Source organism: Pseudomonas sp. PDM27, from assembly GCF_019219205.1.
GTDB lineage: Bacteria > Pseudomonadota > Gammaproteobacteria > Pseudomonadales > Pseudomonadaceae > Aquipseudomonas > Aquipseudomonas laurylsulfatiphila.
This window is the reverse complement of record NZ_JAHUWF010000001.1, coordinates 976850-990376: the sequence shown is the minus strand read 5'-3', so window position 1 is coordinate 990376 and position 13527 is coordinate 976850. Positions and strand designations below refer to the sequence as shown.

Sequence of the window (13527 nt, the reverse complement as noted above, 5' to 3'; positions counted from 1 at the left end):
GTCGAAACGAAAAGCCATGCAGTGAACGGGATCGCAATGATGGGGGCGGGAAATAAAGTCGACGGTGACGCAACGATGGTCACGCTCAAGGCGTTCAATCATTGCGTACTGCACCTTGGCCGGCTGGCGCGGGAGAGCGGGGCGTCGCGATTCATCGCCGATGGCCTGCAGGCCTTCGGTCAACTGGTGCCCTTCGCCTCTGCCTGGTGGGGCGAAATGTCTGCGCCAGGTCCTGAGGTGCCCATGCAAAGCTGGATGCATGGCAGCATCAATCTCCCTGAATCCTTTGCCGCCGAATGGCATCCGGTGGCGGCCAACGATCAGTTCTCCTACGCCACGCTCAATCATCCCGGTGAAGTGGTGCGCGACAAGGGTTTCACCGACCCTTGCGAGGCAGTCAATGATTTCGCCCGGCGCTTCGATCTCTATCACTTGATGAGCATCACCTACGAATTGCCCGAAAGCGGCCTGATGTTTTTCGTCTGCCTCTACCGGGGTGAGGATGAACAGGCGTTCGAGGAGAACGAAGCCGAGCTGTTTTTGGCGTTCTGCGATCACCTGTTCCAGCTGTGGCGGTTTCAGGTGCAGGACATGATTCGCTTCGACAGCGAAAACGGCGCGAGTGATTTTGGCGTCGCGCGCATGGACGGCAGTCTGCTCTATGTGGGGGCCAGGTTGTGCGTCGCCATCCAGCGCGAACTGCCCGGCTGGAGCGGTTCCACGCTGCCACCTGAGGTGATCGCGCAATTGTCCAAAGCCCCCTGTGTGATCCGTCTGGGCCGCTGCGCCCTGACCCTGAGCCCCAACGCCGAACACGTCATCCTGTCCCTCGAAGCCCCCTCGGGCGGGGATGGCCTGGCACCTCGGGAGCGCACGGCAGCGATGCTGTTCGCCGCCGGCCATTCCTACAAAGAGATCGCCAAACTCCTCGCCTTGAGCCCCGCGACCGTGCGCACCTATCTGCGTAACTGCTACTTGCAGCTCGGTGTGAAAAGCAAGGTGGAACTGGGCTCGGTCCTGCGTTCGCCGGGCGGGCTGACGGAGTCCGTGCGCCGGGATTAATCCCAGCCGTTTCAATTATTTGCCTGACCCCTCCTCATTTGCAGAGGTCCATTCGAACGCTGCTCCCTATAGGGTAGGCCCTGTCTATACAAGGGCTTGTGCAGCCGTTCGGGCCGCTTCAAAACAATAAGAACAGGGGTGAGGCATTTGAGACTTTCCAGGCTTTTTGTCGCCATTGCGGCGACCACGACATTTTCCGGCATGGCGTTGGCGGCGACACCCGCCGACACGGTCATGCGCAATGGCTACGTCTACACGGTCGATGGCCAGAATTCCGTGCAGCAGGCCATCGCCATTTCGGGCGGCAAGATCGTCTACGTCGGCAGCGATGCCGGGGTCGACGGCTACATCGGCAAGCAGACACAGCTGATCGACCTGGCCGGGCGCATGCTGATGCCGGGCTTCGTCGATGCGCACATGCATCCGGGGGATGGTGGTCGCGCCATGACGCTGTGCGACCTGAAATACCAGACCATGACCCGCGCGCAGTTTCAGGCGAGCATCCAGGCCTGCCTCGATGCCGAGAAAGACAAGGGCCCGGACGTGTGGCTGGAAGTCGGCAGCTGGGATCGCATGGGCATGACCGGGCTTGACGGCGACGCCGACAAATCGACCCTGGATGCGCTCAAGACCCAGCGTCCGATCCAGGTGCGCTCCACCGATTTTCACACCGTGCTGACCAACTCTCGCGGCCTGGAACTGGCCGGGATCAACAAGAACACCCCCGACCCCGAAGACGGCAAGTACCGACGTGACAGCGCCGGCAACCCGAACGGCATCTGCGAGGACGGCGCCGCCGAGTCTCTGGCCGCCGTGGTGCCGCCGGCGACCGACGCAGAAAAGCTCAACCAGACCCGTGCGGCCCTCGACGCCATGCGCCAGCAGGGCATCACCAGCTTCTTCGATGCCCTGTCGGGAGCGGAAAGCGGCAAGGCCTTCACCACTCTGCAAAAAACCGGCGAACTGACCGCCCGGGCCTTGCTGGCGATCAAGCTGGACCCGGCCGCCGCGGCCGCCGACCCGGTGAAAACCATCGCCGAGGCCAAGGCCCTGGCCAACACCTACGACCAGGGCGAAGTGCATGTCGCGCCGGGCGTGAGCATGCGCCACGTCAAACTGTTCATGGACGGCATCATCAATGCCCCGGCGGACACTGGCGCCATGTTGACCCCGTACCTGCACAACAGCGGCACCGACAAGGCACCGCAGTGGACGCCGGGCAAGAACCTGGGCGAGCTGTACTTCCCGCCACAAGTGCTCAATCCGCTGGTGCTGCAAGCGGTCAAGGCCGGTTTCGATCCGCACCTGCACGCCACCGGCGAGCGCGCGGTGCGCGATGCACTGGACAGCGTCGCCTACGTGCGCAAGGAACTGCCCGGTCAGGATTTCCGCCCGGCCATCGCGCACGCCGAGTCAGTCGACCCTGCTGACTACCCACGTTTCAAGGCGCTGGACGTCACGGCCACCATGTCGTTCCAGTGGGCGCAGCAGGCACCGTCCACGGTCGACGGCACCAGCGATCACCTCGGCGCCGAGCGTTTCGAGCGCATGGAACCCTCGGGCAGCATCGCCAATGCCGGCGGCCGTGTGGCGTTTGGCAGCGACTGGCCGGTCGATCCCCTCGATGAGTTCCTGGCGCTGAAAGTCGGTGTCACCCGTTCCGGCGACCCCACCAACCCGCACAGCTATGGACCCAAATATGCCGGGCGACTCAACAACGATCCGGCCATGTCGCGAGCCGAAGTGCTGCGCAGCATCACCCTCAATGCCGCGCAACAGCTGAAGCTGGAGGCGGTGCTGGGCTCGGTCGAAGTCGGCAAGTTCGCTGACCTGATCGTGCTCGACAAGAACTTCATGCAGGTACCCGAGGAGGCGCTGGGCCGCAATGACGTGCTGTTGACGCTGGTCGGCGGCAAGGTCGTGTGGGCCAAGGCGCCGTTCCTGGGGCTTGCGCCAAACGTGGTTTCCCAGGCCGTTACTTCCCGATCCGCCCAATAAAAACCAGAGAGCGTTCCGATGCGATTGATTCCAAACCTGTTGGCCGCCGCACTGGCCTTGTCGTCGGTGCAGGCGATGGCCGCCGCTGACCTTGTGTTGTTCAACGGCAAGGTCTTTACCGCTGAACCCGGCCAGGCGCTGGTGCAGGCTGTTGCGGTGCAAGACGGCAAGATTCTCAAAGTCGGCAGCGATGCCGAAATCAATGCCCTGGCCGATGCCAAGACCCAGCGCATCGACCTGGCGGGCAAGGTGTTGATGCCAGGCATGATCGACACCCATAGCCACCCGGTGGTGGGGGCGTTCGACAGCATGAAGGCCAACCTGCTGGACGAAGTCAAACCGCTGTCGGAACTTGAGCAGTGGTTGATTGAAGAGGACAAGGCCGGGCGTGCCCGGGCTGGTGATGTGATCAGCGTCGCCGGGGTCAGTTCGGCCTATTGGGAAAAAAGCCGTGAACTGGGCAAGGTGTTCAATCAGGGGCGCTGGGCCGATCAGCCTGTCGTCTTCAGCGGCATCGACGGCCACACCGGTTGGGCCAACAACGCGATGCTCAAGCGTCTGAACATCGACGCTGCACTGGTCAAGAGCCTGCCGGAGAAAGAGCGCGGTTACGTCGGCCATGAAGCGGACTTCACCCCTAATGGCTACTTTGCCGAATCACGCTGGGACGTGGTGCGCAGCGGGATTCCCGCGCCCAGCCAGGAGACCATGCTCAAGGCCGCGAAAGAGGCGGTGCGGGTCAACAACCAGTTCGGCATCACTGCGTGGATGGACGCCGCGGCGAACGGCGGCAGTGAAGACTCACTGTTCGATTTCCACGCCACCGCCGAAACCGTCGGCGTCCTGCCGCTGTACAAGGCGCTGGCGCAGAACGGCGAACTCAGCGCCCACGTCGCCGCGTTGATGGTCACCAACCCGAAGAGCAAACCGGCCGACCTGGAAGTGATCGCCACGGTGATGAAGCAGTTCGAAGGCGTGCCTAACCTGACGTTCCCCGGCATCAAGGTCTTTGTCGACGGCATTCTCGAGTTCCCAGGGCAGACCGCTGCGGTCATCGTGCCGTACAAGAACAGCCACAAGGACGGACAACTGCTGACCGACCCGGCGCACTTCGGTGAACTGGTGGTGGCGGCGGAAAAACGTGGCTGGATCGTGCACATGCACGCCGTCGGCGACCGCGCGGTGCGTGAAGCGCTCAATGGCGTGGCCTATGCGCGCAAGCTCAGCCCGAAGCCGGTGCCGCACAGCGTCGCGCACCTGCAACTGGTCAATCCCAAGGAGTTTCCGCGCTTCAAGCAGCTTGGCGTGATCGCCTCGATGCAACTGCTGTGGGCCACCGGCGAGTCCTACACCGTCGAACTGGTCAAACCCTACATCAGCGCCTTTGCCTACGGTTACCAGTATCCCGCGCGGTCCCTGCATGACGCTGGCGCAACGATTGCCGGTGGCAGCGACTGGCCGGTGTCGAGCGCCAATCCGTTCAACGCCATTGCCCAGGCCAGCACGCGCAAGGGGCCGTTGGGCGTACTCAATGCCAAGGAAAGCATCGACCGCCAGACCATGTTCTATGCCTACACCCTCAATGCCGCGAAAACCCTGGGCCTGGACAAGCAGATCGGCTCGCTGGCACCGGGCAAGCAGGCTGACCTGATCATCCTCGACCGCGACGTGTTCAAGGTCAGCGATGACGACCTGTTCGAAACCAAAGTCCTGAACACCTTCTTCGCCGGCAAGCAGGTCTACGCCCCCGCGTCCTGACCTGCGAACACCCGACACACGCAAAAACCGCCAGCCCCTCGTCGCGCGAGGGGCCTGGCATCGCCATGCCTGAAATTCCCCGTACGCCATAACAACAAGAGAACTGTATGAACGCACTTTCAGCATTGACCCTCGCCGCACTGGCATTGGCCCCCCTGAGCAGCCACGCCCTGGCCCTCAACGATGACTTCAGCCTTGACATGACCCTGGGCGTCGTCAGCGACTACCGTACCCGTGGCATCTCGCAAACCCTGGGGGATCCGGCCGTGCAGGGCGGGGCAACGCTGCTGCACAGCAGTGGCCTGTACATCGGCGCCTGGACCTCCAACGTGGATTTCGGTGGCGACTTCGATACCCGGCAGGAGCTTGAGTACTACGCGGGTTATTTCTGGCAGGCGACCGAGGCCATCAGCCTGGACCTGGGCTACATCAAATACGACTACCCGAAAAACTCTGAATTCAACCTCAGCGAGGTCTACGCCATTGTCGATGTCTATGGCGTCAAGCTCGGTGCCTATTACTCAAAGGACACACCGAACTTTTTCGGCGAGGACCAGGACACCCTTTACACCTACCTGAGCTACAAAATCGATCTGCCGGCTGAAGTCGGCCTGGACCTGCGCTTTGGACGCAACGATGTGAAAGACCCTGCGTTCTGGTCCGCCAGTGGCGATAACCGCGAGTCTTACTACGAGTGGGAGGCCAAGCTGACACGCGACTTCGTCGGCGTGACCTGGGGCCTGAGCTACGTCGACACGGACTTGTCGAAAAGCGAGTGCAGCAGTTGGTATGGGTATGACGACCTGTGTTCGGCCACGGTCGTTGCCAGTGCCACCAAGACCTTTTAAGTACACCCCCGACAACAAAAACAGTTCCTCAAAGGAAACACCGTCATGAGTGCGCAACGCAGTCCCCTGATCGAGACCCGCTCGATCGATTTCATTCCCGAGGCCGAGCGTCACGGCAGCCTCTACAGCCAGTTCACCCTGTGGCTTGGCGCCAACCTGCAGATCACCGCCATCGTCACCGGCGCCCTCGCCGTGGTGCTGGGCGGTGATGTGTTCTGGTCGCTGATCGGCTTGCTGATCGGGCAAGTGCTCGGCGGCGCCGTGGTGGCGCTGCACGCGGCGCAAGGGCCGAAGCTCGGGCTGCCGCAGATGATCTCCAGCCGCGTGCAGTTCGGGGTGTATGGCGCGGCGATCCCGATTGTCCTGGTGTGCCTGATGTACCTCGGTTTCAGCGCCACCGGCGCGGTGCTGTCGGGGCAGGCGATTGCGCAGTTGATCAGTGTCAGCGACAGCGCCGGCATCCTGATTTTCGCGGCGTGCATCGCGTTCCTGACGATCTTCGGCTATCGGGTGATTCACCTGGTCGGGCGGGTGACCAGCGTGCTGGGCATCATCGCCTTCGCCTACCTGTTCACCCGGTTGATGACCCTCAACGACATCGGCCTGCTGCTCGACAACCGTCATTTCAGCTGGAGCACGTTCCTGCTGGCGGTGTCGCTCTCGGCGTCCTGGCAGATCGCTTTCGGCCCTTATGTGGCGGACTACTCGCGTTACCTGCCGAGCAAGACGTCGTCATGGAAAACCTTCGCCGCTGTCGGTCTCGGCACTGTGCTGGGGGCCCAGGCTTCGATGGTGCTCGGGGTGTTCGCCGCCGCACTGGCCGGGGCGAATTTCCGTGGGCACGAAGTGGCGACCATTGTCGGTCTGGGCAGCACCGGGGGGATCGCCTCCTTGTTGTACCTGAGCATTGTGTTCGGCAAGGTCACGGTGTCCACCCTCAACGCCTACGGCAGCTTCATGTGCATCGCCACCATCATCAGTGGCTTTCGCCGCCGCCTGGAAATCAGCGCCCGCCAGCGCATGCTGTTTGTGCTGCTGATCGTCGCGGCGTCCACTGCGCTGGCATTGGCGGGGCAGTACTCGTTCCTCAACTCGTTCAAGTACTTCATCCTGTTTTTGCTGACGTTCTTCACCCCGTGGAGCGCGATCAACCTGGTGGACTACTACTTCATCAACAAGGAGCGTTATGACATCCCGGCGCTGTCCGACCCGACAGGCCGCTACGGTCGCTGGAACGTGCTGGGGATCAGCGTCTATGTGATCGGCGTGTTGATCCAGTTGCCCTTTGTCGACACCCATTTCTACTCCGGGCCGATGGTTGCGCAACTGGGCGGCGTGGACATTTCGTGGATTGTCGGGTTGTTGGTGCCGGGTGTGATCTATTACGCGCTGGCCAAGCCGTCGATGGGTGCTGTGGTGGTTGAGCGGGGTTAATATCGGAAGAGCGGCGAGTACCTGTGGCGAGGGAGCTTGCTCCCGCTGGACTGCGTAGCAGTCCCATCTTTTAGGGCCGCTTCGCGCCCCAGCGGGAGCAAGCTCCCTCGCCACAGGGTCCAGTGTTTACTGGCGTTCGGGGAGTTTCCAGCGCTCACGCAACTGCTCGTACTGCGCTTGCGGCAGTTGCACCAGCACCGGGGATTTGCCAGGGTCCAGCCAATCCAACAGCCGCGCAATATCTGCCGGGTCCATGGCCGTACAGCCACGGGTCGGTGCCGTGGGGCCGCGCCAGATGTGGAAGAAAATGCACGAGCCGGCAGCGGGAGAGGCCGGGGTGTTGTGCTGGATGAAAATGCCCTGGCGGTACAACTCATCCGGGCGGCGCATCCGTTCGGAGCTGCTCCAGTCTTTTTCGACGACCGCGCCGTCGACCAGTTCGTTGTAGCGAGTCGATTGGCTGTCATCCACGCATTCGATGCTCGGTGTCAGCGACAGATAGGGCAGGCGGGTATCGGCCGAAGGCGCGTAGCCAAACGCCGTGCCCAGCTTGAACATGCCAGCTGGCGCCTTGCCGTCGCCTTCCTGCTTGACCGGTCCTTCAGGTGGCCCGCTGTCGAGCAGCCCCTTGCCCCAGCCCATGCCGTTCTTGCCGAGAACGACGGCAAAGGGCGCTTCGAATTTGCGCAAGGTCTGCCCGTGCCGTTCATAGCGCTGGGCAGTACCCTGGATGTCATTCCAGCCTTTACTGGTGACCACGATCAGTTGGTCGCTGCCATCGAGTCCCTGGGCCATGGCGGCCAGCGGAAAAAGCGCCATCAACATGGCCTTGAGCAGATTGTTCATGGCGCCAACGGCGTGATGGGGAAGTCCATGACGTCCGGCTTCGGTGGATTGCCGCTGTACGTGAAGTGCCACCACTCGGCCGAATAACCCACAAAGCCTTCCTTGGCCATGGCATCGGTCAGTCGCTGGCGATTGGCCCTGGCCGTGGCGTTGATCAGCGCCGAGTCGGTGTGCGCGCGCTCATCGAAGCAGTCGAAACCGGTGCCCATGTCGAGCGCGCCGTCGTGCCAGCGCTCGCCGTAAGGCGCCGTGCAATCCACCGGTGTGGCCGAAGGCGTCCAGGTGTCGGCGGGCAGGGCGTCGGGGCCGGTCATCGTCAGGTCGACGGTGTTGCCCCGGGAGTGATTGGACACCCGGGCCACATACCCCAGGCGCCAGAAGTCCTGCTTGTCGACCCGCGGATAGAACTCGGTCTTGAGCGGGTCGCCGGGTTCGCTGGCGAAGCGGCCCATGTCCGCCACCGCGCGGGTCGGGCGATAGCAGTCGAATACCTTCAGCCCGTAGCCTTCGGCTTTCAGTGCGCTTTGCACTCGGGCCAACGCCTTCGCCGCGTCCTGCGACAGCAGGCACTCCGCCGCCTGGTAGCCGTCGAGCGGGTGTCCGGTGAAATTGTGCGCGCTGGCGTAGCGGATGTCCTGCACGATGCCCGGGTCGACGCTGCGCACATACAGCATGTGCCCGGGTTTCGAGTCGTCGGCCATGCACGTCAGGGCAAGGCTCAGGCACAGCAACAACAGACAGGGTGAACGCGGCATCGGGACGGCTCCATGCATGACCAGTCACTCCATCATGGCTGGAAACCGCCGGCACCTCCATGAAGTTGTTGATCGGCATGATAGGACGAGCGCACCAGCGGCCCGGACGCCACGTTCTTGAAGCCCATGCGCGTGCCTTCCTCGGCGAACCAGGCAAAGGTGTCCGGGTGCACGAAGCGCTGCACCGGCAGGTGACTGCGCGAGGGCTGCAAGTACTGACCGAGGGTCAGCATGTCGATGTCGTGCTCGCGCATGCGCTGCATGACTTCGATGACTTCCTCGTCGGTTTCGCCCAGGCCCAACATCAATCCGGATTTGGTCGGTACGTGGGGCACGGCGAGCTTGAACTTCTGCAGAAGGTCCAGCGACCACTCGAAGTCCGAGCCAGGGCGCGCGGCCTTGTACAGACGCGGTACGGTTTCCAGGTTGTGGTTGAACACATCCGGCGGCTCAGTGGCGGTGATCGCCAGGGCCACGTCCATGCGTCCGCGATAATCCGGCACCAGGGTTTCCAGTTGCACGCCGGGGGACAGCTTGCGGATCTCGCGCAGGCAATCGACAAAGTGCTGGGCGCCGCCGTCGCGCAAATCGTCGCGATCCACCGAGGTGATCACCACGTACTTCAGGCGCAGTTCGGCGATGGCCACGGCCAGGTTCATCGGCTCGTTGGTGTCCAGCGGCCTGGGCCGGCCATGACCGACATCGCAGAACGGACAGCGCCGGGTGCAGATGTCGCCCATGATCATGAAGGTTGCGGTGCCACCGGAAAAACACTCGCCGAGGTTCGGGCACGAGGCTTCTTCGCAGACACTGTGCAGCTTGTGCTTGCGCAGCAGTTGCTTGATCCGCTCGACCTCGGGAGAGATCGGCATGCGCACGCGGATCCAGTCGGGTTTGCGCGGGAATTCATCCGTGGGAATGATCTTCACCGGAATCCGCGCGACCTTTTCCGCGCCGCGCAGTTTGGTGCCGACCTCCACCTTGGCCGGGTGGTTGCCGGTCGATTCGACAATGGCGTTCATGGTGTTTTCCTTGTGCAGCAGGGTACAGAACCTGTGGGAGACCCTGTGGGAGCGAGCTTGCTCGCGATGAGGCCATTACATTCAGCATTGATGTTGAATGAAAGTCCGCCATCGCGAGCAAGCTCGCTCCCACAGGTTTTTTCCCACAGGGTTTTGTGTTGTGTGCTTAGTCGCGGTAAACCGGGAAGTCCGCGCACAGGGCGGCCGCCTGGCGGGCGACATTGGCTTCGATGTCGGCATCGCCCAGGTGATCGAGGATGTCGCAGATCCACCCGGCCAGGGCGATGCTTTGCGCTTCCTTGAAGCCACGGCTGGTGATCGCCGGCGTACCGATGCGCAGGCCGGAGGTCACGAACGGCGATTGCGGATCGTTGGGCACGGCGTTCTTGTTCACGGTGATGCCGGCACGCCCGAGGGCGGCGTCGGCGTCCTTGCCGGTCAGGCCCTGGCGGATCAGGCTGACCAGGAACAGGTGGTTGTCGGTACCGCCGGAGACCACGTCATAACCGCGCTCGATAAACACCTGTGCCATGGCCTGGGCGTTGCGGATCACCTGCGCCTGATAAGTCTTGAATGCCGGCTCCAGCGCTTCCTTGAAGCACACGGCCTTGGCCGCGATCACGTGCATCAGCGGGCCACCCTGGCCGCCGGGGAACACGGCGGCGTTGAGCTTCTTCTCCAGCTCCGGGTTGGCCTTGGCCAGAATCAGGCCGCCACGGGGGCCGCGCAGGGTCTTGTGCGTGGTGGTGGTGACCACGTCGGCGTAGGGCAGGGGATTTGGGTACAGACCGGTGGCCACCAGCCCGGCGACGTGGGCCATGTCGACGAAGAAGTAGGCGCCGACCTTGTCCGCAATCTGGCGGAAGCGCGGGAAGTCCAGGGTCTTCGAATAGGCCGAGAAGCCGGCGATGATCATCTTCGGCTGGTGCTCGAGCGCCAGACGCTCGACTTCGTCGTAATCGATCAGGCCGGTGGTGGTGTCGATGCCGTACTGCACGGCGTTGTACAGCTTGCCGGAAAAGCTCACCTTGGCGCCGTGGGTCAAGTGGCCGCCGTGGGCCAGGCTCATGCCGAGCACGGTGTCGCCCGCTTGCAGCAACGCCAGATAAACCGCGGCGTTGGCCTGGCTGCCGGAGTGCGGCTGGACGTTGGCGTAGTCGGCGCCGAACAGTTGTCTGGCGCGATCGATGGCCAGTTGCTCGACCACATCGACGTGCTCACAGCCACCGTAGTAGCGCTTGCCCGGATACCCTTCGGCGTACTTGTTGGTCAGGCCGCTGCCCTGGGCCTGCATCACCCGCTGGCTGGTGTAGTTTTCCGAGGCGATCAATTCGATATGGTGTTCCTGCCGCGCATCCTCGGCGTTCATCGCCGCCAGCAGTTCGTCGTCGTAGCCTTTGATCTGGTCGTGTTTGCTGAACATGGTGTGGTCCTTTTTGCGGATTCGTGGGGGCTTCAAGCGTCGGCGTGTTCGGCGGTCAGGCGTGCATAGGCGTCTTGATCCAGCAAGTCGCTCAACGCCTCGACATCGACCGGTTTGAAGCGAAAGAACCAGCCTTCGCCCAACGGGTCTTCGTTGACCAGTTCCGGGCTGCTCTCCAGCGTGTCGTTGACCTCGACCACCTCACCGTCCAGCGGCATGCCGATGCTGCTGGCCGCTTTCACCGACTCCAGCACCGACACTTCAGCGCCGGCACCGAAGGCGCCCAATTCAGGCACCTGAACGAACACCACATCCCCCAGCGCCTGCTGGGCAAACGCCGTGATGCCGACGGTGACCAGGCCATTGCTCTCAAGGCGCAACCATTCGTGATCGACGGTAAAACGCAATTGGCTCATATCAACTCCTTATTGTTTTAAGGCTCGTGGCGGGGCGACGAGCGGGGTTGGAGGAGTGATAGCAAGGGCGGTGCCAAGGTTTATTAGTTGTTTTAAATCAATGGCTTGATGTGATTTTATTAAGCGTGAGAGATTTCGTCCGTATTGAAATCAATACAGGCAAACAGGGCAGTGGGCGCAGACGCCGTCATTGCGGGTGGGAAAGGTTTTGTCTTGATTTCGCTACGCTGTATCGATTTGCGAACGACGATCTTGCGCACGACTTAGTCCCCTGTGGGAGCGAGCTTGCTCGCGATAGCGGCATGACAGTCACATTGATATTGACTGACACTCCCTCATCGCGAGCAAGCTCGCTCCCACAGGGGAATGTGTTGTCGGTGACAATGTGTTCTGACAGATAACTCAGGGCTTGCCGGGAATGCCGTACTTGCGCAGGCGAATCGCGATGGCGCTATGGGACGTCTGCAACCGCGCAGCGAGCAATCGACTGGACGGATAGCTGCGATAAAGCTGTTCCAGCAGGTTCTTCTCAAAGTCGCCAACAGCCTCTTCCAGGCTGCCCACTTCACCGTCGTTTTGCCGCTCGACGGCGGTGCGGGCGATGTCGAGGTCGTCGATGTCCACCAACGGATTCTCGCAAATCGCCGCCGCGCGAAAGATCACGTTTTGCAGTTGTCGCACGTTGCCCGGCCAGCGGTTGCCGAGCAGGGCACTGAAGGTGCTCGGTGCCAAGCGACAGGCCGGCCGCTGGATCTGCGCGCAGGCCTGCTGCATGAAGTGATTGGCCATCAGCAGGATGTCGTGACCGCGCTCGCGTAGCGGCGGCACTTGCAGGTTGAGCACGTTGAGGCGGTAGAACAGGTCTTCGCGGAAACGTCCTTCGGCGACCATTTTTTCAAGGTCGCGGTGGGTGGCGCTGAGCACCCGCACATTGACCCGTACTTCCTTGTCGCCACCGACCCGACGGAAGCAGCCATCGCTCAAGAAACGCAGCAACTTGGCTTGCAGGTAAGGCGACATTTCCCCCACTTCATCGAGGAATACCGTGCCCTGGTCCGCCAGTTCCAGCAGGCCGAGCTTGCCGCCCCGTTGCGCGCCGGTGAAGGCGCCGGGGGCGTAGCCGAACAGCTCGCTTTCAGCGAGGCTCTCGGGCAGTGCCGCGCAGTTCAGGGCCAGGAATGGCGCGTCGTGCCGTGGGCTGATGGCATGGCAGGCACGGGCCACCAGCTCCTTGCCGGTGCCGGTTTCACCCTGGATCAACAGTGGCGCATCCAATGCTGCGACCCGTTGCGCGCGGGCCTTGAGCGCGCGGATCGGCGGTGATTCGCCGAGCAGCGCATCGAAGCCTTCGGCATGGTCGTGGTGCAACGCCGACAGGCGTTCGCCGATGCGATTGGGTTGATACAGGGTGAGCAGGGCGCCAGCGTCGGTGATCGGCATCGCGTCGAGGAGCAACGTCTGGCCGCCGAGACTGACCTCGTGCATCGGCAGGCGGAAATGATGGGCGATCAGGGTGCGCTGCAAGTCGGCATCGTCGAACAGGGCGGTCAGCGACTCACCGGCCGGTTCGCGGCCGCACAGGGCGATCAGCGCCGGGTTGGCCAGCAGCACATGACCACGGTCATCCACCGCCAGCACCGGGTCGGAACTGGCGGCCAGCAAGGCGTCCAGTTGCAGGCGTCGGCGTTGCCCCGGAAGGATGTCGACCAGGGTCACGGCCTGCACGCCGCGCACATCGAAAAGGGCTTCGCGCAGTTCTTCGAGCACCTCGGTGCCGAGGGTCGGCGCATCGATGTAGACGTTCGGCGGGACCATCTCCACGGCGTCCAGGTTGAAACTGCGTCCACCGAGCAGGGCCAGCACTTCCTGGGTGATTCCGACGCGGTCGATGAAGGTGACGTGGATGCGCATGACGGGCCTGCAAGGTTGTCGAACTGAAATCAGTATGCCCGGCAAATTTTCAAT

11 protein-coding genes and 1 pseudogene are annotated in these 13527 nt (G+C 62.6%); 5 read left to right on the top strand and 7 right to left on the bottom strand.

Features of this window, described 5'->3' with window-relative positions; all coding sequences use genetic code 11:
* The first annotated feature begins 39 nt into the window (after positions 1-39).
* The 5 genes from KW838_RS04405 (at position 40) to KW838_RS04385 (ending at position 7100) form a co-directional block, all read left to right on the top strand.
* Positions 40-1062, top strand: coding sequence for a helix-turn-helix transcriptional regulator (locus tag KW838_RS04405; protein ID WP_218500624.1), 1023 nt, complete (start codon positions 40-42; stop codon positions 1060-1062).
* Positions 1063-1263: 201 nt separating this feature from the next.
* Positions 1264-3060 carry an amidohydrolase gene (locus KW838_RS04400; RefSeq protein WP_218500623.1) on the top strand — a complete coding sequence of 599 codons (1797 nt, stop codon included), beginning with the start codon at positions 1264-1266 and terminating at the stop codon, positions 3058-3060.
* Positions 3061-3078: 18 nt separating this feature from the next.
* Positions 3079-4818: an amidohydrolase gene (locus KW838_RS04395; RefSeq protein ID WP_218500530.1), complete on the top strand. Its 1740-nt coding sequence runs from the start codon at positions 3079-3081 to the stop codon at positions 4816-4818.
* 107 nt (positions 4819-4925) lie between these two features.
* Complete coding sequence (locus KW838_RS04390) at positions 4926-5666, top strand: TorF family putative porin (protein WP_102699173.1); 741 nt, start codon at positions 4926-4928, stop codon at positions 5664-5666.
* A 45-nt stretch (positions 5667-5711) separates the two neighbouring features.
* Positions 5712-7100, top strand: a complete 1389-nt coding sequence (locus KW838_RS04385) for a cytosine permease (protein WP_218500529.1) — start codon at positions 5712-5714, stop codon at positions 7098-7100.
* Positions 7101-7120: 20 nt separating this feature from the next.
* On the opposite strand, the pseudogene KW838_RS29800 reads toward KW838_RS04385, so the two are convergent.
* The 7 genes and pseudogenes from KW838_RS29800 to KW838_RS04355 form a co-directional block, all read right to left on the bottom strand.
* Positions 7121-7216: pseudogene (locus tag KW838_RS29800) on the bottom strand (N-acetyltransferase); the annotation flags it as partial.
* Positions 7217-7226: 10 nt separating this feature from the next.
* Positions 7227-7946, bottom strand: coding sequence for a L,D-transpeptidase (locus KW838_RS04380; RefSeq protein ID WP_218500528.1), 720 nt, complete (start codon positions 7944-7946; stop codon positions 7227-7229).
* Complete coding sequence (locus KW838_RS04375) at positions 7943-8701, bottom strand: M15 family metallopeptidase (RefSeq protein WP_218500527.1); 759 nt, start codon at positions 8699-8701, stop codon at positions 7943-7945. The genes KW838_RS04380 and KW838_RS04375 overlap by 4 nt, the downstream gene beginning before the upstream one ends.
* A gap of 32 nt (positions 8702-8733) precedes the next feature.
* A complete protein-coding gene (gene lipA / locus KW838_RS04370) occupies positions 8734-9723 on the bottom strand; it encodes a lipoyl synthase (protein ID WP_218500526.1) in 990 nt (329 codons plus the stop codon).
* Positions 9724-9889: 166 nt separating this feature from the next.
* Positions 9890-11146, bottom strand: a complete 1257-nt coding sequence (gene glyA, locus KW838_RS04365; protein WP_218500525.1) for a serine hydroxymethyltransferase — start codon at positions 11144-11146, stop codon at positions 9890-9892.
* Between the two features lie 32 nt (positions 11147-11178).
* A complete protein-coding gene (gene gcvH, locus KW838_RS04360) occupies positions 11179-11562 on the bottom strand; it encodes a glycine cleavage system protein GcvH (protein WP_015094430.1) in 384 nt (127 codons plus the stop codon).
* A 402-nt stretch (positions 11563-11964) separates the two neighbouring features.
* A complete protein-coding gene (locus KW838_RS04355; protein WP_007980657.1) occupies positions 11965-13473 on the bottom strand; it encodes a sigma-54-dependent transcriptional regulator in 1509 nt (502 codons plus the stop codon).
* Positions 13474-13527 lie beyond the last annotated feature (54 nt).